The organism is Streptomyces sp. NPDC014894, assembly GCF_043080985.1.
Taxonomy (GTDB): domain Bacteria; phylum Actinomycetota; class Actinomycetes; order Streptomycetales; family Streptomycetaceae; genus Streptomyces.
The window spans coordinates 240,496-259,695 of sequence record NZ_JBIBWD010000010.1; the positions used below are offsets into that span (position 1 = coordinate 240,496).

General features: G+C 72.9%; 14 protein-coding genes and 1 riboswitch. Of the genes, 13 read left to right on the forward strand and 1 reads right to left on the reverse strand.

The annotated features are described in order from the left end of the window. The first annotated feature begins 86 nt into the window (after nucleotides 1-86). Nucleotides 87-3,617, forward strand: coding sequence for a transcription-repair coupling factor (mfd, locus tag ACF089_RS24685; protein WP_392030304.1), 3,531 nt, complete (start codon nucleotides 87-89; stop codon nucleotides 3,615-3,617). A 153-nt stretch (nucleotides 3,618-3,770) separates the two neighbouring features. Next, nucleotides 3,771-4,535, forward strand: coding sequence for an HNH endonuclease family protein (locus ACF089_RS24690; RefSeq protein ID WP_392030307.1), 765 nt, complete (start codon nucleotides 3,771-3,773; stop codon nucleotides 4,533-4,535). A gap of 96 nt (nucleotides 4,536-4,631) precedes the next feature. On the opposite strand, the gene ACF089_RS24695 is transcribed toward ACF089_RS24690, so the two are convergent. Next, a complete protein-coding gene (locus tag ACF089_RS24695) occupies nucleotides 4,632-5,540 on the reverse strand; it encodes a DUF4352 domain-containing protein (RefSeq protein WP_392030310.1) in 909 nt (302 codons plus the stop codon). A 210-nt stretch (nucleotides 5,541-5,750) separates the two neighbouring features. On the opposite strand from ACF089_RS24695, the gene ACF089_RS24700 reads away from it, so the two are divergent. The 11 genes from ACF089_RS24700 to ACF089_RS24750 all read left to right on the forward strand — a co-directional run bounded on the left by ACF089_RS24700 (nucleotide 5,751) and on the right by ACF089_RS24750 (nucleotide 19,149). Then, nucleotides 5,751-8,018 carry a class I SAM-dependent DNA methyltransferase gene (locus tag ACF089_RS24700; RefSeq protein ID WP_392030313.1) on the forward strand — a complete coding sequence of 756 codons (2,268 nt, stop codon included), beginning with the start codon at nucleotides 5,751-5,753 and terminating at the stop codon, nucleotides 8,016-8,018. Nucleotides 8,019-8,147: 129 nt separating this feature from the next. After that, on the forward strand, nucleotides 8,148-8,885 hold the full coding sequence (locus tag ACF089_RS24705; RefSeq protein ID WP_392030316.1) for a hypothetical protein: 738 nt from the start codon (nucleotides 8,148-8,150) through the stop codon (nucleotides 8,883-8,885). Further along, nucleotides 8,882-10,420 carry a protein kinase gene (locus tag ACF089_RS24710; protein ID WP_392030319.1) on the forward strand — a complete coding sequence of 513 codons (1,539 nt, stop codon included), beginning with the start codon at nucleotides 8,882-8,884 and terminating at the stop codon, nucleotides 10,418-10,420. The genes ACF089_RS24705 and ACF089_RS24710 overlap by 4 nt, the downstream gene beginning before the upstream one ends. An 88-nt stretch (nucleotides 10,421-10,508) precedes the next feature. Next, complete coding sequence (locus tag ACF089_RS24715; protein ID WP_392030323.1) at nucleotides 10,509-10,937, forward strand: GtrA family protein; 429 nt, start codon at nucleotides 10,509-10,511, stop codon at nucleotides 10,935-10,937. A gap of 78 nt (nucleotides 10,938-11,015) precedes the next feature. Continuing rightward, nucleotides 11,016-11,669: a SurA N-terminal domain-containing protein gene (locus ACF089_RS24720; RefSeq protein WP_392030326.1), complete on the forward strand. Its 654-nt coding sequence runs from the start codon at nucleotides 11,016-11,018 to the stop codon at nucleotides 11,667-11,669. Between the two features lie 41 nt (nucleotides 11,670-11,710). Next, nucleotides 11,711-12,688: a nucleoside triphosphate pyrophosphohydrolase gene (locus tag ACF089_RS24725; protein ID WP_392030329.1), complete on the forward strand. Its 978-nt coding sequence runs from the start codon at nucleotides 11,711-11,713 to the stop codon at nucleotides 12,686-12,688. A gap of 570 nt (nucleotides 12,689-13,258) precedes the next feature. Next, nucleotides 13,259-14,512, forward strand: a complete 1,254-nt coding sequence (locus ACF089_RS24730; RefSeq protein WP_392030332.1) for a cytochrome P450 — start codon at nucleotides 13,259-13,261, stop codon at nucleotides 14,510-14,512. Between the two features lie 183 nt (nucleotides 14,513-14,695). Further along, on the forward strand, nucleotides 14,696-15,739 hold the full coding sequence (locus ACF089_RS24735) for a transglycosylase family protein (protein ID WP_392030335.1): 1,044 nt from the start codon (nucleotides 14,696-14,698) through the stop codon (nucleotides 15,737-15,739). A 261-nt stretch (nucleotides 15,740-16,000) separates the two neighbouring features. Continuing rightward, a riboswitch (cyclic di-AMP (ydaO/yuaA leader) is annotated at nucleotides 16,001-16,174 on the forward strand. A 3-nt stretch (nucleotides 16,175-16,177) separates the two neighbouring features. Beyond that, the gene (locus ACF089_RS24740; RefSeq protein WP_392030338.1) at nucleotides 16,178-16,918 is read left to right on the forward strand and encodes a transglycosylase family protein; all 741 of its coding nucleotides are present in this window, start codon (nucleotides 16,178-16,180) and stop codon (nucleotides 16,916-16,918) included. Between the two features lie 307 nt (nucleotides 16,919-17,225). Continuing rightward, complete coding sequence (gene eno / locus ACF089_RS24745; RefSeq protein WP_392030341.1) at nucleotides 17,226-18,512, forward strand: phosphopyruvate hydratase; 1,287 nt, start codon at nucleotides 17,226-17,228, stop codon at nucleotides 18,510-18,512. Between the two features lie 166 nt (nucleotides 18,513-18,678). Next, the gene (locus ACF089_RS24750) at nucleotides 18,679-19,149 is read left to right on the forward strand and encodes a septum formation initiator family protein (RefSeq protein WP_392030343.1); all 471 of its coding nucleotides are present in this window, start codon (nucleotides 18,679-18,681) and stop codon (nucleotides 19,147-19,149) included. The last annotated feature ends 51 nt before the right edge of the window (nucleotides 19,150-19,200 follow it).

Consider the following 19,200-nt stretch of genomic DNA (forward strand, 5'->3'; position numbering starts at 1 on the left):
GGGCGTACGCTGGAGGACCCCGGCCCGTTCAACGTGTCGGGCCGTTCGCGTTGCCCGCTCCGCCTTCCCGGGAGGGACCCCCTTTCATGAGCCTGCACGGTCTGCTCGACGCCGTCGTCCGTGACCCCGCGCTCGCCGAGGCGGTGCGCGTCGCCCGGGACGCGGGCCGTCCGCATGTCGACCTGGTCGGGCCCCCCGCCGCGCGCCCCCTCGCCCTGGCCGCCCTCGCCCGCGACAGCGGCCGCCCGGTGCTCGCCGTCACCGCGACCGGCCGTGAGGCCGAGGACCTCGCGGCCGCCCTGCGCTCGCTGCTGCCCGAGGAGGGCATCGTCGAGTACCCCTCCTGGGAGACCCTCCCGCACGAACGCCTCTCCCCCCGCTCCGACACCGTCGGCCGCCGCCTCGCGGTGCTCCGCAGGCTCGCCCACCCCTCGGCGGACGACCCTGCCGCGGGCCCCGTCTCGATCGTCGTCGCGCCGATCCGCTCCGTACTGCAACCGCAGGTCAAGGGCCTGGGCGAACTGGAGCCCGTCTCGCTGCGCACCGGCGCGCGCGCCGATCTCAACGAGGTCGTGGACGCGCTGGCCGCCGCCGCGTACTCCCGGGTGGAGCTGGTCGAGAAGCGCGGCGAGTTCGCCGTGCGCGGCGGGATCCTCGATGTCTTCCCGCCGACCGAGGAGCACCCCCTCCGGGTGGAGTTCTGGGGCGACGACATCGAGGAGATCCGCTACTTCAAGATCGCGGACCAGCGCTCCCTGGAGATCGCCGAGCACGGACTGTGGGCCCCGCCCTGCCGTGAGCTGCTGCTCACCGACGAGGTCCGGCAGCGCGCCGCGACCCTCGCCGAGGCCCACCCCGAGCTGGGCGAACTCCTCGGCAAGATCGCCGAGGGGATCGCGGTCGAGGGCATGGAGTCCCTCGCCCCGGTGCTCGTGGACGAGATGGAACTGCTGCTCGACGTGCTCCCCGAGGGCTCCATGACCGTGGTCTGCGAACCGGAGCGGGTCCGCACCCGGGCCGCCGACCTCGTCGCCACCAGCCAGGAGTTCCTGCACGCCTCCTGGGCGGCGACCGCGGGCGGCGGCGAGGCCCCCATCGACGTCGGCGCGGCCTCCCTGCGGGGGATCGCGGACGTCCGGGACCGGGCCCGTGAGCTGGACATGATGTGGTGGTCCATCTCCCCGTTCGCCGCCGACGAGGAGCTGACCGACGAGACCCTCAAGCTGGGCATGCACGCCCCGGAGTCCTACCGGGGCGACACCGCCCGGGCCCTCGCCGACACCAAGGGCTGGCTCGCGGACGGCTGGCGCACGGTCTTCGTCACCGAGGCGCACGGCCCGGCGACCCGCACCGTCGAGGTGCTCGGCGGCGAGGGCGTGCCGGCCCGGCTGGACGCCGACCTCGCCGACATCTCCCCGTCCCTGGTCCATGTGGCCTGCGGATCGATCGACTTCGGCTTCATCGACCCGGCCCTGAAGCTGGTCGTCCTCACCGAGACCGACCTCTCCGGCCAGAAGGCGGCCGGCAAGGACGGCCGCCGGATGCCGACCCGCCGCCGCAAGACGATCGACCCGCTGACCCTGGAGACCGGCGACTACATCGTCCACGAGCAGCACGGCGTCGGCCGCTACGTCGAGATGGTGCAGCGCACCGTCCAGGGCGCGACCCGTGAGTATCTGGTCGTGGAGTACGCCGCGGCCAAGCGCGGCCAGCCCGGCGACCGGCTCTACATCCCCACCGACCAGCTGGAGCAGATCACCAAGTACGTGGGCGGCGAGGCCCCCACCATGCACCGGCTCGGCGGCGCGGACTGGACGAAGACCAAGGCGCGCGCCAAGAAGGCCGTCAAGGAGATCGCCGCCGATCTGATCAAGCTCTACTCGGCCCGGATGGCGGCCCCCGGCCACGCCTTCGGCCCGGACACCCCCTGGCAGCGGGAGCTGGAGGACGCCTTCCCGTACATGGAGACGCCCGATCAGCTCTCCACGATCGCCGAGGTCAAGGAGGACATGGAGAAGACGGTCCCGATGGACCGGCTGATCTGCGGCGACGTCGGCTACGGCAAGACGGAGATCGCGGTGCGCGCCGCCTTCAAGGCGGTCCAGGACGGCAAGCAGGTCGCGGTCCTGGTCCCCACCACGCTGCTGGTGCAGCAGCACTTCGGCACCTTCTCCGAGCGGTATTCGCAGTTCCCGGTGAAGGTGCGGGCGCTCTCCCGCTTCCAGTCCGACACCGAGTCCAAGGCGACCCTGGAGGGGCTGCGGGACGGCGCGGTCGACATCGTCATCGGCACCCACCGGCTCTTCTCCTCGGAGACCAGGTTCAAGGACCTGGGCCTGGTCATCGTGGACGAGGAGCAGCGCTTCGGCGTCGAGCACAAGGAGCAGCTGAAGAAGCTGCGGGCCAATGTCGATGTGCTGACCATGTCAGCGACCCCCATCCCCAGGACGCTGGAGATGGCGGTCACCGGCATCCGCGAGATGTCGACCATCACCACCCCGCCGGAGGAGCGCCACCCGGTGCTCACCTTCGTCGGCCCGTACGAGGAGAAGCAGATCGGCGCGGCCGTCCGCCGTGAACTGCTCCGCGAGGGCCAGGTCTTCTACATCCACAACCGGGTGGAGTCCATCGACCGGGCCGCGGCCCGCCTCCGGGAGATCGTCCCCGAGGCGAGGATCGCCACCGCGCACGGCCAGATGTCGGAGTCGGCGCTCGAACAGGTCGTGGTGGACTTCTGGGAGAAGAAGTTCGATGTGCTGGTCTCCACGACGATCGTGGAGTCGGGCATCGACATCTCCAACGCCAACACGCTGATCGTGGAGCGCGGCGACAACTTCGGCCTCTCGCAGCTGCACCAGCTGCGCGGACGGGTCGGCCGGGGCCGGGACCGGGGCTACGCGTACTTCCTCTACCCGCCGGAGAAGCCGCTCACCGAGACCGCGCACGAGCGGCTCGCGACGATCGCCCAGCACACCGAGATGGGCGCGGGCATGTATGTGGCGATGAAGGACCTGGAGATCCGGGGCGCGGGCAATCTCCTCGGCGGGGAGCAGTCCGGCCATATCGCGGGCGTCGGCTTCGATCTGTATGTACGGATGGTGGGCGAGGCGGTCGCCGACTACCGGGCCTCGCTGGAGGGCGGGACGGAGGAGGAGCCGCCGCTGGAGGTCAAGATCGAGCTGCCGGTGGACGCGCATGTCCCGCACGACTACGCCCCCGGTGAGCGGCTGCGGCTCCAGGCGTACCGGGCGATCGCCGCCGCGAACACCGAGGAGGACATCAAGGCGGTCCGCGACGAACTCGTCGACCGTTACGGCAAGCTGCCGGAGCCGGTGGAGAATCTGCTGCTGGTGGCGGGGCTGCGGATGCTGGCGCGGGCCTGCGGGGTCGCCGAGATCGTGCTTCAGGGGAGCAATATCCGGTTCGCTCCGGTGGAGCTGCGGGAGTCGCAGGAGCTGCGGCTGAAGCGGCTGCATCCGCGTACGGTCGTCAAGCCGGCGGCCAAGCAGGTGCTGGTGCCGAGGCCGACCTCGGGGAAGATCGGCGGGAAGCCGGTGGTGGGAAGGGAACTGCTCGGCTGGACCGGGGAGTTCCTCACCACGATCCTGGGCTCCTGACCCGCCCGGGCTGGTCCGCCCGGTCCGCCCGGTCCGACCTCGTCCGCCTCGCCCGCCCCGTCCCGGCCCGCCGTCGCGCGGCCGGGGCGCGGGGGCCGGCGCCGATCAGCCCTGACGGCGGGCGGTCTGAGGCCCGGTCAGTAGGCTGCGCGGGTGAACGATGCCCGGATCCCAGGACCCCGTACGATCGTCGGCTGCCTGCTGGCCCTGGCCGCGACGGCCGCTCTCGTGGGATGCGAGGCCGACGGCTCCGCGCCCCGGGACTCCGCTTCCTCCTCCTCTTCCTCCTCGGGCACCAGCCCGCTCGCCAACCCCGACGGCACCGGGCCGGGGCTCGCGCCGCTCACCTCCGACGCGGACCGGGCGGCGGCCCGCCGCCTGATCGAGAAGGTGACGACCAAGGGCCGCGGACCGAGGACGGGGTACGAGCGCGATCGCTTCGGGTACGCCTGGATGGACTCGGCCGACGGGGTGCCGCTGGCCCGCAACGGCTGTGACACCCGTAACGACCTGCTCGCCCGGGACGGCCGGAAGCTGGCGTACCGCTCCGGCTCCGACTGTGTGGTCACGGCCCTCACCCTGGACGACCCCTATACCGGGACCTCCATCGAGTGGCGCAAGCGCAAGGCCGCCGCGGTCCAGATCGATCATGTCGTTCCCCTCTCGTACAGCTGGCAGATGGGCGCGGCCCGGTGGACCGCGGAGAAGCGGCGGCGGCTCGCCAACGACCCGCTGAATCTGCTGCCGGTGGACGGTCCGTCCAACAGCTCCAAGGGCGATTCCGGGCCGGCGTCCTGGCTGCCGCCGAACAAGAAGATCCGCTGCTCCTACGCGGTGCGGATCTCCCAGGTGGCCGTCGCGTACGACATGCCCGTGACGGCGGCCGACAAGGAGGCGATGCTCGCCCAGTGCCGCTGACCGGCGTTCGCTCGCGGCCGGTACGGGTGATACGGGCGGTACGGGCGGGGCCGCCGCGCCCGGGGGCAGCGCGGCGGCGGTACGGGGCGCTGCCCGTCAGACCGACAGCTCCCACACCGAGGCGTCCAGCAGGATGCCGGGGCTGACCTCGATCATGAGGGTCTTCGCGTCGGCGGGCGCGGAGTAGGCGTGGCGGACGGTGGACTTCTTGCCGGGGAGGACCGTTCCGGTGAGACCGGAGCCGACCTTGTCGTCGAAGATCTGCTCGGCGGTGACGCCGTCGGCCCCGGCCCGGCCCTCGGTGGTCAGCAGCCCGGACTCGAACTTCTCGTCGCCGGTGTTCTCCACGGTCACGGAGATCTCGTACGCCTTGTTGCCCGCGGTGTGGCCGGCCGCGTACTCGCTGGGGGAGTAGCTCTTGGCGGCGGAGACGGTGATCTTCACACCGTTCTTGTAGACGGCGCTCTCCCCGGCGGCGAGCGCTCCGGAGGAGTCGCTTCCGGAGCCGCCGCCCGCGCCCTTGCCCTTCCCCTTCTTCTTGTCCTTGCTCTTGGCGTCGGAACCGCCATCGGAGTCGCCGCCGGAGTCGCCGTCCGATCCGGCGGCGGGCTCCTTGCTCGCGCTCATCGAGCTGTCCAGCTCGTTCACCGCGTCGTCCACGGCCTTGAAGGTGATCACCGCGCCGACGGTCGCGCCGATCATCGCGAGGAGTCCGAGGACCGCGCCGACGGTGGTCACGCCCTTGTTGCTCGCCTCGCCGCGCTTCACCCGGCCCCGGCCGACCAGGCCGAGGATCAGGGCGATCAGACCGAGGGTGCCGCCCAGCCAGAAGATCAGCGGGATCGGGCCGGTGATGACGCCGAGGATGCCCAGGATCAGCGCGGCCGTACCGAGCCCGTTCCGCATCGGCCGGGGGGCCGGCGCGTGATGTCCGTACGGCTGTTGGTGCTGCCCGTGGGGCTGAGGGCCGCCGCCGTACTGGGGCTGGTGCGTGGAGTGGGACATGTGTCCTCCCGGACATGGCGTGTGATCGGGCCCGATGAGGAGCCCCCGTGGTGACGGGTTAATAAGACCAGAGCCTGTGAACCGAGTCAACACTGTTCACGGGATTTTGGTTCACTCGCACTGTGAAGTGGGGTCCCGATGTGCTGCCGCTATGCTCTGCGACACAACACACCGTTCTGACCAGCGGCGACGGATGACGGAGGCGGCCAGATGCCGGAGAACGCAAGCGAGGTGACCGCGGCCGGGATCGCCCGGCTGGCGGGCGTCGGACGGGCCGCGGTCAGCAACTGGCGGCGGAGGCACGCCGACTTCCCCAAACCCGTCGGCGGCACCGAGACCAGCCCCGCCTTCGCCCTCCCCGAGGTCGAGCGCTGGCTGCGCGCCCAGGGCAAACTCGCCGAGGTCCCGCTCCGCGAACGGGTCTGGCAGCAGCTCGCCGACCACCCCGCGACCACCGCGACCGCCCTGATCCGCACCGGCTGCGCCCTGCTCCTCGTCCACGAGCGGCCGGCCCGCTGGCGGGAGCTGGCGGCCGCCCCCGACACGGAGCTGGCCGAACTGCTGCCCACCGCCGTGGAACCGGTGCTGGCCGCCCGCTTCGGAGCGGACCGTACGGCCCTCTTCCGCACGGCCCTGCCCCGCGCCGCCGCCTCCGGGCCCCCGGCCTCCGGAGCCCCGAACTCCGGATCCCTGAACTTCGGATCCCTGACCTCCGGGGCCACCGACCCGGCTCCCGACGCCGGATCGGCCGCCGCCGGAGCGCTCGGTTCCGCCGCCCTGCTGCGCTCCGCCGTCGAACTCGCCGCCGAACTCGGCCCCCGCGACACCTTCGAGTTCCTGCTCGGCCGCTTCCTCGACGCCAACCTCCGTCAGTACACGCTCACCCCGCCCGGGCCCGCCGCCCTGATGGCCGCGCTCGCCGCCCCCCGCGAGGGCGCGACCGTCCTCGACCCGGCCGCCGGAGCCGGCGGCCTGCTCGCCGCCGTCGACCGGCCCGCCGCCCTCCACGCCCAGGACGCCGACCCCGACCTCGCCGCGCTCACCGCGCTCCGGCTCGCCCTGCGCTCCGGCGCCGCCGTCCGCGCCCGGGCCGGCGACACCCTGCGCGCCGACGCCTTCCCCGCCGACGCCGCCGACGCCGTCCTCTGCCACCCGCCCTTCACCGAGCGCAACTGGGGCCACGACGAGCTGGCCTACGACCCGCGCTGGGAGTACGGCTTCCCGGCTCGCACCGAATCCGAACTGGCCTGGGTCCAGCACGCCCTGGCCCGGCTGCGGCCCGGCGGCACCGCCGTGGTCCTGATGCCGCCCGCCGCCGCCTCCCGCCGCTCCGGCCGCCGCATCCGGGCCGGGCTGCTCCGCCGGGGCGCGCTGCGGGCCGTCATCGCGCTGCCCGCGGGCGCGGCCCCGCCGTACGGCATCCCGCTCCACCTCTGGGTGCTGCGCAAGCCCGAACCGGGCCGGGCCCCCGCGCCCGAACTGCTCCTCGTGGAGACCGCCGAACTCGCCGGCGCGGGCGGCGGACGCGACCGGCTCGACTGGCCGGCCGTCCGGCAGGCCGTGCTCGACGCCTGGCACTCCTTCGACCGTGACGACCGCGACTACCGTGACGACCGCGACCGCGACCGTGACGACCGCGACCGCGGCGGCGACCGTGACGACAGCCCCGGCGGCGCCCCGGGGGACACCGCCGCCGAGGGCGGGATCGGCCGCGCCGTCCCCGTACTCGAACTCCTCGACGACGACGTCGACCTCGCCCCCGCCCGGCACGTCCCGCCGCCGGACTCCGCCGTCGGCGCGGACGAACTGCTGCGGGTGCGCGACCGGCTCGGCGACACCCTCCGGCTCACCGCCGAACTCACCCCGCCGCCGCCCGCGTCCGACCGGCCCGCGCCCTGGCCCGCCACCACCGTCGGCGAACTCGCCCGCGCCGGGGCCCTGCTGCTCCGGGCCGGATCGGCCTCCGCCGCCCCGGGCGGCCACAGCGGCCCGGGAGCCGTCCTCACCGAACAGGACGTCCTCACCGGAACAGCCCCCTCCGGCACACCCGCCGAGGGCTCCGACGGCTCCGAGGCGGAACTCGTCCGCGTCGAGACGGGCGACGCCGTCGTGCCCGTCCTCGGCGGCGGCTCCGTCGTCCGGGTCGTCGACGAGGCCACCGCCGGGGCCGTCCTCGGCCGCAATCTCCATCTGCTGCGGCCCGACCCGGCCGCGCTCGACGTCTGGTTCCTCGCCGGATTCCTGCGCGGCACCGCCAACACCCGGCAGGCCAGCAGCTACGCCTCCACCGCGACCCGGCTCGACGTCCGCAGGCTCCAGATCCCCCGGCTCCCCCTGGCCGACCAGCGCCGCTACGGCGACCGCTACCGCGCCCTCGCCGCCTTCGAGGACGCGCTGAGGCTCACGGGCCGGCTCGGCGAACAGCTGGTGCAGGGCCTGTACGACGGGCTGGCGGACGGCACCGTACGCCCCGACTAGCCACCGGCCCCGGCGGCCAGGGGCGTGACGCACGGGACAGCCGCGCCGTGCAACCTGGGAGCCCTCGTCCGTGTCGGTGTATACGCTCGTCCCCTACTCAGCCTCGTCCCCAGGCCATCAGGAGCAGGAATGCACGGCCACGGCTATGCCTCGCCCCCCGCCAGACGACCGGCCACGGCGACGCTCGTCACGCTGCGCGTGGTCTTCGTGGCGATCTCCCTGGCCGGCCTCGGCCTGTTCTCCTGGGCCGCCCTGCTGAGGCTGGCGATCGTGCGCGGACGCCGTCTCGACTGGGTGCTGTTCGGGCTCGCCCTCGCCGCCGCGATCGGGATCCTCGTGGTCTTCGGCGAGGTCCAGGACCCGGACGCGCCCGCGAAGCCGGAGGAGCCCGGGACCACGCCCGCGGGCGTCGCGGGCTCGCTGGCGATGGTCGCGATGGCGATCGGGGTCTCGGTGCACTATCTGGTGGCGGACATCCGCCACTACCAGCGGCCGGGCCCGCAGCCGCCGGCCGGGCCCTCGCCGTACTCCGTGACCGTGCCCGTCGCCGGACCGCCCGTGCCGCCGGGGCCCCCGGCCCCGGGCTACGGCTACCCGCCCGCCCGGCCCGGGGCCGCCGCCTACGGCTACCCGCCCCCGGCGCACCCGCCCGTTCCGCCGCCGGCCCGCTCCCCGTACACCGCGCCGCCGCGCCCGCCCTCCCCGTACACCGCCCAGGCCCAGCCCCAGCCGCAACCCCAGCCCCAACCCCCGCAGCCGTCCCCGTACACCGCCCCGGCCCCCGCCCCCGGCGCCCCCCGGATCGAGCAGGTCCGCGCCGAACTCGACGAGCTGAGCGACTACCTCCGCAAGGAGCAGGGCCGGTGAACGGACGCGTCATCGCGGACCGGTACGAACTCTCCACCGTCATAGGCCAGGGCGGCATGGGCCAGGTGTGGACCGCGTACGACGGACGGCTCGACCGGCGCGTGGCCGTCAAGCTCCTGCGGCCCGACCGGATGGCCGCCGCCACCGGGGCCGACGAGATACGCCGCCGCTTCGTCCGCGAATGCCGGGTGACCGCCCAGGTCGCCCACCCCGGACTCGTCACCGTGCACGACGCCGGCAAGGACGGCGACGACCTCTACCTCGTGATGCAGTACGTCGAGGGCGCCGACCTCGCCGACCATCTCGCCGAACACGAGCCCTACCCCTGGACCTGGGCGGTCTCCGTCGCCGCCCAGCTGACCGCCGTCCTCGCCGCCGTGCACGCCGTCCCGATCGTCCACCGCGACCTCAAACCCCGCAATGTGATGGTCAAGCCCGACGGCTCCGTCACCGTCCTCGACCTCGGCGTCGCCTCCGTCATCGACACCGACACCACCCGCCTCACCCACACCGGCTCCCCCATCGGCAGCCCCGCCTACATGGCCCCCGAACAGGCGATGGGCGGCGCGGTCGGCCCGTACACCGATCTGTACGCCCTCGGCGTGCTGATCCACGAACTCCTCAGCGGCCAGGTGCCCTTCGCCGGCTCCACCGCCCTCGGCGTCCTCCACCGCCATCTCTACGAACCCCCGCTCCCGGTCCGCAGGCTCCGCCCCGAGATACCCGAGCCGCTCGAAGCGCTCGTGCTGCGGCTGCTCGCCAAGGACCCGCAGCACCGGCCCGCCGACGCGCAGGAGGTGTACGCGGCGCTCGCCCCGCTGCTGCCCGCGCACGGCGCGCCCGGCGGACCGCTCGACCCCACCCGGCCCTTCCTGCGGCCCTCCGCCCCCTGGCCCGACCGCGCCGCCGCCCCGCAGCCCGCCGCCGCCCGGCCCGACCACCGGTCCGCGGCCCCGTCCGCGCCCGAGTCCGCGCCCCGCGTCGACGTCGCCGCCGCCGTCGACGAGGTCAAACGCCTCCTCGGGGAGGGCGGTGTCACCCAGGCCGTCGACATCCTCGGGGGGATACTCCCGGCCGCCGCCGCCGAGCACGGCGAGCACTCCCCGGTCGTCAGAATCCTGCGCAAGCAGTACGCCACCACGCTGATGGACGACGGCCAGTACCGCCGCGCCCTGCCCGAGCTGCGCAGACTCGCCGACGACCGGGCCGCCGAGGCCGGCCCCGGCGACCCGCAGACCCTCCAGTTCCGCTACGACGCCGCCCAGTGCCTGGAACAGCTGGGCGAGGCCGCCGCCGCGATCGCCGAATACCGCGCCCTGCTGCCGTACCACGGCGACGGGACCGACCCGGCCCGCGCCTTCGACGTACGCCGCCGGATCGCCGGACTCCTCCTCGCCGTCGGCGACCACACCGCCGCCGGCCGGCAGTTCCAGGCCCTGCTGTACGACGCCGAGCGGGCGTACGGGCCCTACCACCCGCTCGCCGTCGAGGTGCGCAGACAGCTGGAGCGCCAGCGCCAGTTCCGCGGACCCTGAGCGCCCCGGCCGGATCCGGGGCGACGGGTGTGGCACGCTGCTGGAGACCGCCACAGCGCAGGATCCGTACGGGGGAGTGAGCGAGACGATGACAGTCCGGGGCCAGCTGGTCAGATTCGCCCTGGTGGGAGCCGTGAACACCGGAACGTACTACGGCCTCTACCTGATCCTGCTGAACTGGCTGCCGTATGTGGCCGCCCATGTCGCCGCCTTCGCGCTCAGCATGATCGGCTCCTTCTTCCTGACCTCCTACTTCACCTACCGGACCCGGCCCACCTGGCGGAAGTTCCTGCTCTTCCCGCTCACCAACGCGGCCAACTTCGCCGTGACCACCGCCGGGGTCTATCTCCTCGTCGACGTGCTGGGCCTCGGCAGCCGCTACGCGCCGCTGATCGCCTCGGCCGCCGCGATCCCGATCACCTTCGTCGTCTCCCGGACGATCATGCTCAGGCCCGAGCCCGGGCGGCGGGGGGCCGAACCGGAGCCCGTATCGGCCGAATCAGTGTCCGCGAAGTAGTGGCCCCGCCACCCCGGACTGCCTAACATCGTTCCCGCAGGCTTGTGAAGCGCAGCACAATCATGCCGGGAGGCTCCTTTGCACCGCCGCCGTCGCACCGCGATCACCGTCTCCGCCGCGCTGCTCTTCGCCGCGCCCCTGCTCAGCGCCTGCGGCAATGAGGCGCACCCCGGGGCGGCCGCCGTCGTCGGAGGCCAGCGGATCGACGTCTCCGCCCTCCAGGCCGGCGTGAAGGACGTCCGCACCGCGCAGCGGAGCTCCCCGCAGTCGGCGCAGCTCGTCAAGGACAGCGGCCAGCTCAGCCGCGCCAAGCTCTACGACCTGATCGTCAGCCGGGTCGTGGAGCGCGCCGCCGACGACGCCGGGGTGAGCGCGAGCCGCAAGGAGGTCGAGGACGGCCGGATCGCCCTCGCCCAGCAGTCGGGCGGCGAGGAGCAGCTCACCGCGATGTATCTCCAGCAGCGCGGGGTCGCCCCGGACCAGGTGGACGACGTGGTCCGGCGGGACATCCTCGTCGGCAAGCTCGCCGAGTCCATCGGCGCGGCCAACACCCCCGACGGCCAGCAGCGGCTGAACGCGGCCTTCACCGCCGCCGCGAAGTCGCTCGACATCGACGTCAATCCGCGCTTCGGCAGCTGGAACGACCAGAAGCTGGAGCTGGGCGACTACAAGGCCCCCTGGATCACCCAGGTCACCAAGGCCGCCCAGCCCGCCGAGCCGGACGCCGTCTGACCGGAGGGCCGCGCCCCTCGGCCGGGAGGTAGGTTCGAGGGGTGACCACAGAACACCCCGCCACCGGCCGCATCGTCCTGCTCACCGCCAGCCATCGCGTCGCCCCGGGGCTGCTGTCCTGGCCCGCGTGGCAGACGCTGCGCACGGCCGGGCGGGTGCTGTGCGCCGACGCCGCGCACCCCCAGCTCCCCTATCTCCGTGAGGCGGGCGTCGAGGTCGAGATCGCCGCGCCCTCCGCCCGCGAACTGGTCGACGCCTGCGCCGGGGGCGTGACCGTCGTCGTCATCGCCGCCGGCGAGGGCGACGGGCCGCTCACCGACGGGCTGGCCCGGCTCGCGGGCTCGGGCCGGGAGCGGATGCCCGACCTGGAGCTGCTGCCCGGCTCGTACGACCTCCCCGGGGCCCGGCTCCTCGATCTCGTCCAGATCATGGACCGGATCCGCGCGGAGTGCCCGTGGGCCTCCGGGCAGACCCACCAGGGCCTCGCGAAGTACGGCATCGAGGAGGCGTACGAACTGGTCGAGGCGATCGAGGACGGCGACCGCGACGAGCTGCGCGAGGAGCTGGGGGACGTTCTGCTCCAGGTCGTCTTCCACGCCCGGATCGCCGAGGAGGACGGCGAGGAGCCGTTCTCCGTCGACGATGTGGCCGGGACGATCGTGGAGAAGCTGATCCACCGGCATCCGCATGTCTTCGGCGACGCGCGGGCGGAGACGCCGGAGGAGGTGCGGGAGCAGTGGCTGCGGATGAAGGCGGTCGAGAAGGAGCGGGAGTCGGTGACGGACGGGGTGCCGCTGGGGCAGCCGGGGCTGGCGCTGGCGGCGAAGCTGGCGTTCCGGGCGCGGGCGGCGGGGCTGGAGGTGCCGCTGCCGGAGGGGGAGGGGGTGGGGTACGAGCTGCTCGCGCTGGCGGTGCGGGCCGAGGCGGCCGGCGTCGACCCGGAGGCCGCCCTTCGCGCCGCCGCCCGTGCCTACCACACCGCCATCCGCACCGCCGAACCCCACCCTTCCCCCTCCTGATCCCCCTCGCCCCACCCGTGCCACCGCCGGGCACCCTGCCCCCGACCCCCCGCGCCTCAATCGCCGGCGGGGCTGGGTTTGCTTGAGCCTTCGCGCCTCAATCGCCGGCGGGGCTGGGTTTGCTTGAGCCTTCGCGCCTCAATCGCCGGCGGGGCTGGGTCTGCCTGAGCCCCGCGCCTCAATCGCCGGCGGGGCTGGGTCTGCCTGAGCCCCCGAACCTCAATCCCGGCTGGCCAGGTTTGCCCGGCCTGTGGCGCAAGTTCCAGCCCGTCCGGCGTTTGAGGACGGACCTGTGCTGTGGGGTGCTGGCTGTCGTGGGGGCCTGTGGCCCATGTTCCAGCCCGTCCGGCGTTTGAGGACGGACCTGGTCCCGTGGGTGCGGGCCGTTGTCGGGGGCCAGCCCCCGAGCCCCCGCGCCTCAATCGCCGGCGGGGCTGGGTTTGCCTGAGCCCCGCGCCTCAATCCCGGCGGGGCCAGGTTTGCCCGGCCTGCGGCGCAAACGCCGGCGGGGCTGAGTTCGCTTGAGCCCCGCGTCGGCGAGGCCCCGCGCGGGGCGGATACGGTCGGGGGGTGAGCAGCCCCCCGCCCCCCACCCCCACCCCCACCCCAGAACTCTTCACGTGGGAGTTCGCCACCAACCCCTACCCCGCCTACGCCTGGCTCCGCACCCACGCCCCCGTCCACCGCACCCGCCTCCCCAGCGGGGTCGAGGCGTGGCTCGTGACGCGGTACGCCGACGCGCGGCAGGCGCTCGCGGATCAGCGGCTGTCGAAGAATCCGGCGCATCATGACGAGCCGGCGCACGCCAAGGGCAAAACCGGTATTCCGGGGGAGCGCAAGGCCGAGCTGATGACTCATCTGCTCAATATCGACCCCCCGGACCACACCCGGCTGCGCCGGTTGGTGTCCAAGGCATTCACTCCACGCCGAGTGGCCGAATTCGCACCCCGGGTCCAGGAGCTGACCGACACCCTCATCGACGGCTTCATCGAGCGCGGGGAGGCGGATCTGATCCATGAGTTCGCCTTTCCGCTCCCCATCTACGCCATCTGTGACCTGCTGGGCGTCCCCCGGGAGGATCAGGATGACTTCCGGGACTGGGCCGGAATGATGATTCGTCACGGCGGCGGCCCGAGAGGCGGTGTCGCGCGCTCGGTGAAGAAAATGCGCGGCTATCTCGTCGAGCTGATTCACCGTAAACGCGAGAACCTGGGCGACGATCTGATCTCCGGGCTGATCCGGGCCAGTGACCACGGCGAGCATCTCACCGAGAACGAGGCCGCCGCGATGGCCTTCATTCTTCTCTTCGCGGGCTTCGAGACCACCGTCAATCTGATCGGCAACGGCGTCTACGCGCTGCTGCGCGAACCGGCCGAGCGCGAGCGCCTCCAGGCGTCCCTGGCGGCGGGCGAGAGCGGGCTGCTGGCGACCGGACTGGAGGAGCTGCTGCGGTACGACGGGCCGGTCGAGGTGGCCACATGGCGGTTCGCCACCGAGGAACTGGTCCTCGGCGGCGAGCGGATCGCGGCGGGGGATCCGGTGCTCGTGGTGCTGGCCGCCGCGGACCGCGATCCGGAGAGATTTTCGGAACCGGACGTACTCGACCTTTCCCGGCGCGACAACCAGCACTTGGGGTACGGGCACGGCATCCACTACTGCCTCGGCGCGCCGCTCGCCCGGCTGGAGGGGCAGACGGCCATCGCCACCCTGCTCAGAAGGCTGCCGGACCTTCGGCTGGCCGCGGATCCGGCGGATCTGCGATGGCGCGGAGGGCTGATTATGCGTGGATTGCGGACCCTGCCGGTGGAGTTCACGGGGCGTTGAATTGACGGTCCGTCAGGATTGTGACTTTCGCGTGATCTCCGCTGCATCGACTTGTGACGCGTGTTCGAGTGCGGCTACGTTCACCCCGTCTCAAGCAGTCAGGCGAAAGGCAACCGTATGCTCTCCGGGAATGGGCGACATCGCCGACCCCGCCAGGTTCCGGCTCTCGTCGTCGCGGCGGGGGTGACGGGATCGGCCATCGCGATCCCCCTGCTCGGCGCGGGTTCGGCGGCCGCGGTCGAGTCCACGACATGGGACCGGGTCGCGGAGTGCGAGAGCGGCGGCGCGTGGAGCGCCGACACCGGCAACGGCTACTACGGCGGGCTCCAGTTCTCCCAGGAGACCTGGGAGGCCTTCGGCGGTACGGAGTACGCCTCCCGCGCCGACCTCGCGAGCCGCTCGCAGCAGATAGATGTGGCCGAGAAGGTACTTGCGGCACAGGGCGCGAAGGCTTGGGCCTCCTGCGCCGCGATGGCGGGTCTCACCCTCGGGGCCGACGCCGGCGGCACGGAGCCGTCCTCCTCCCCGAGCCCGGCCGAGAAGGCCGAGCGCGCGGCGAAGGAGTCGAAGGCTCCGGCCCCGGGTCCGACCCAGGGCGTGGGCAGCGGCGCGGACAGAGCCGGCGGCACCGGCCCCGGCGCCGACCGGGAGGTCGCCAAGAAGACGGAGAAGGCCGCCGAGGAGGCGGGGAAGGCCACGGAGAAGGCGGACAAGGCCACCGAGAAGGCCGAGAAGGCCGACAAGGCCGCCGAGAAGCCCGCCGGGAAGCCCGAGGGCTCCGGCAAGCACCGGGGCGAGCCCGCCGAGGAGCCGGCGACCGGCTCGAACCGTACGGACGACGCCAAGGCGGGGAACGGGTCGGACGGCGCCCCCGCCGCCGGCGGACCGCCCCGCTCCGACGGGCAGGACGAGACGGCCGTACCCGAGGACGGGACCGCGACCGGCGATCCGGTCGCCGAGCGCGAGGCGGACGCCGGACACCCCTCCCGGGGCGAGTCCCCGGCCCGTGACGCCGTCGAGAAGACGGCGGACGAGGCCGCGGAGGGCAAGGCGGAGGAGAAGGACGGCGCGTACACCGTCCGGCCCGGCGACAGCCTCTGGGCCATCGCCCAGGCGCAGAAGCTGGACGGCGGCTGGAACGCCCTCTATGAGGAGAACCGCGAGACCGTGGGCTCCGACCCCGATCTCATCCACCCGGGCCAGAACCTCGACCTCGCCTCGAAGTAGGGGCAGTTCGATGCCCTCTGTCCTAGTTTGCTCAAATGAGACAAGGGTCTCTTTGCGGTAACTGGCCCACATAGCCTTCCGGAATCTCGCATTCCAGGCCCGACCTGCGGAAACGCAAGGTACCGGAGTGGCGCGATGGGCGATTTCTCCCCGATGTTCTCCTTTGAACATCGGGGAGAGGTGCGCTTACGGTCTGAACCGCTCGCCACCGCGGGCACCACGACCGTCACGCCGAATCCTGCCGTCGGTCGGGGGAACACGACGCTCAGTGCGCCGAAGGCAGGAGCGGGGGACCCAGGTAAGCGCCGGGCGCCGGCCGTCGAATCCGACGGCGGGAACCGGCTAGGGGTGAAGTCGCGCGCAAGGACGCGTGACCGGGCAACTCACTTGGCCCGAACCCGACAGCTCACCTCGTAGGCGTCGGTGAGGAGACGTTCCATGCTGTTTTCCGGCAAGGGCAAGCACCGCCGCCCGTCCAAGGCTGTCCGTATCGTCACGTTCGCCGGTGTCACCGGTGCGGCCGTCGCCGCCCCGCTGATCGGCGCCTCCACCGCCTCCGCGGCCACCGCCGCCGAGTGGGACAAGGTCGCCCAGTGCGAGTCCGGCGGCAATTGGTCCATCAACACCGGCAACGGCTACTACGGCGGCCTCCAGTTCTCGGCCTCCACCTGGGCCGGTTACGGCGGCACCGCGTACGCCTCCACCGCCGACAAGGCGTCCAAGGCCCAGCAGATCCAGATCGCCGAGAAGGTCCTCGCCGGCCAGGGCAAGGGCGCGTGGCCGAGCTGCGGCGTCGGCCTGTCCAACGCCGCGTACGGCGGCGGCTCCGCCGAGGCGGCCCCGCAGCCGAAGACCCAGCCGAAGGCCGAGCAGGCCCCGCAGCAGCAGGCCCCGCAGCAGGCCCAGCCCGAGCAGCGCACCGAGGCCCCGACCACCCGCTCCGAGCGCACCGAGGCCCCGGCCGCCGCCCCGCAGCCCGCGCAGCAGCCGCAGTCGAAGCCCGCCGGCGGCTACCAGAAGGGCGACGGCGAGTACGAGGTCAAGGCCGGCGACACCCTCAGCACCATCGCCGCGGCCGAGAAGGTCGACGGCGGCTGGTCCAAGCTCTTCGAGCTGAACAAGGACATCGTCGACGACGCTGACGTCATCTACGTGGGCCAGCAGCTCGACCTGAGCTGACGCACCCCGCCGGCCCTCGCGGCCGGCGCCCCGGGCCGCCCCGCCCGACCGTACGACCCGAGCCGTGGCCCCGCCCCTCCGCGGGTCGCGGAACGCCCCGGTCCGCGCGCTTCCCCCGAACGCGCGGACCGGGGCTCTCTTGTGTTACCAGTCAGTAGGCAGGGTCGGTCCGTCCCCGGGAGCTGGACTTCACCCCCTTTTTCGTCCCAGGGGGCGGGCATCCGCAGGGCGGGACCCGCCCGCCGGTTAGGCTCTTGTCGCAAGGCCAAAGAGACCCTGCACTTCACGCGTCACATCCCAGAAGGAGATGCTCGTGCCGTCCATCGACGTCGTCGTAGCCCGGGAAATCCTGGACTCCCGAGGCAATCCCACGGTCGAGGTCGAGGTTGGCCTCGACGACGGCAGCACGGGTCGTGCTGCAGTGCCGTCCGGCGCCTCCACCGGTGCCTTCGAAGCCATCGAGCTTCGCGACGGCGACCAGAACCGCTACCTCGGCAAGGGCGTCGAGAAGGCCGTCCTCGCCGTCATCGAGCAGATCGGCCCCGAGCTGGTCGGCTACGACGCCACCGAGCAGCGGCTGATCGACCAGGCCATGTTCGACCTGGACGCCACCGACAACAAGGGCTCGCTCGGCGCCAACGCCATCCTCGGCGTCTCCCTCGCGGTGGCCCACGCCGCCTCCGAGGCCTCCGACCTGCCGCTCTTCCGCTACCTCGGCGGCCCGAACGCGCACCTGCTGCCCGTTCCGATGATGAACATCCTGAACGGCGGCTCGCACGCCGACTCCAATGTGGACATCCAGGAGTTCATGATCGCCCCGATCGGCGCGGAGTCCTTCTCCGAGGCGCTGCGCTGGGGCACCGAGGTCTACCACACGCTCAAGAAGGTCCTGAAGCAGAAGGGCCTGTCCACCGGCCTCGGCGACGAGGGCGGTTTCGCGCCGAACCTCGACTCCAACCGCGCCGCGCTCGACCTCATCCTCGAGGCCATCAAGGAGGCCGGCTACACCCCGGGCACCGACATCGCGCTCGCGCTCGACGTCGCCGCCTCCGAGTTCTACAAGGACGGCGTCTACGCGTTCGAGGGCAAGTCCCGCTCGGCCGCCGAGATGACCGAGTACTACGAGGAGCTGGTCGCGGCCTACCCGCTGGTCTCCATCGAGGACCCGCTCTTCGAGGACGACTGGGACGGCTGGAAGGCCCTCACCGACAAGCTGGGCTCCAAGGTCCAGATCGTCGGCGACGACCTCTTCGTCACCAACCCGGAGCGTCTGGGCCGCGGCATCGAGGAAGGCGCCGCCAACGCCCTCCTCGTCAAGGTCAACCAGATCGGCTCGCTGACCGAGACCCTGGACGCCGTCGAGCTGGCCCAGCGCAACGGCTTCAAGTGCATGATGTCCCACCGCTCCGGCGAGACCGAGGACGTCACCATCGCCGACCTGGCCGTCGCCACCAACTGCGGCCAGATCAAGACCGGCGCCCCGGCCCGCTCCGAGCGCGTCGCCAAGTACAACCAGCTGCTGCGCATCGAGGAGATCCTCGACGACGCCGCGGTGTACGCCGGGCGGAGCGCGTTCCCCCGCTTCAAGGGCTGATCCGCCCCGGGGGCCGGCGGCGGCCCCCGGGACCGGCCCGGACGGCGGGGCGGCCCGTCGTCCAGCCCCGTCGTCCACACGTCCCCGGCCGCGGTCCCGTACCGTGTCCGGGGACGTATGTACGTGAGGACCGCGCACCGAGCGGGAGCAGGGGAGGCGGAACGACATGGCCGGGAAGAACCGCGACCGGTTCTCCACCGCGACCAGGCTGCGGCTGCTCGGCGAGCAGACCGCCGCCCGTGTCTACCGCTCCCAGACCCGCCGCCAGGCCCGCCGCTCCCGGCTCACCGGGCGCGCGGCCTTCCTCGCGCTCATCGTCTGCTCGCTGGTCGTGGCCCTGGCCTACCCCATGCGGCAGTACGTCTCCCAGCGCGGCGACATGGCCGAGCAGCGCGAACGGATGGCCGACGCCCGGGAGCAGGTCGAACGCCTCCGGGACGAGAAGGCCCGGCTGGCGGACGACCAGTACGTCCGGCGGCTCGCCCGGGAGCATCTGCACTATGTGCTGCCCGGGGAGACCGGATACACGATGATCGACCCGGACGTCGTGGAACAGCGGCGCACCGAGGACGGTTCGGCCGACCGGCCCTGGTACTCCAACGTCTGGGACGGCGTCGACGACGCGGACCGCCGCTGACGCCGCCGGGCCCGGCCGCCGGCCGGACCGGCGACACCGCACCACACCGGC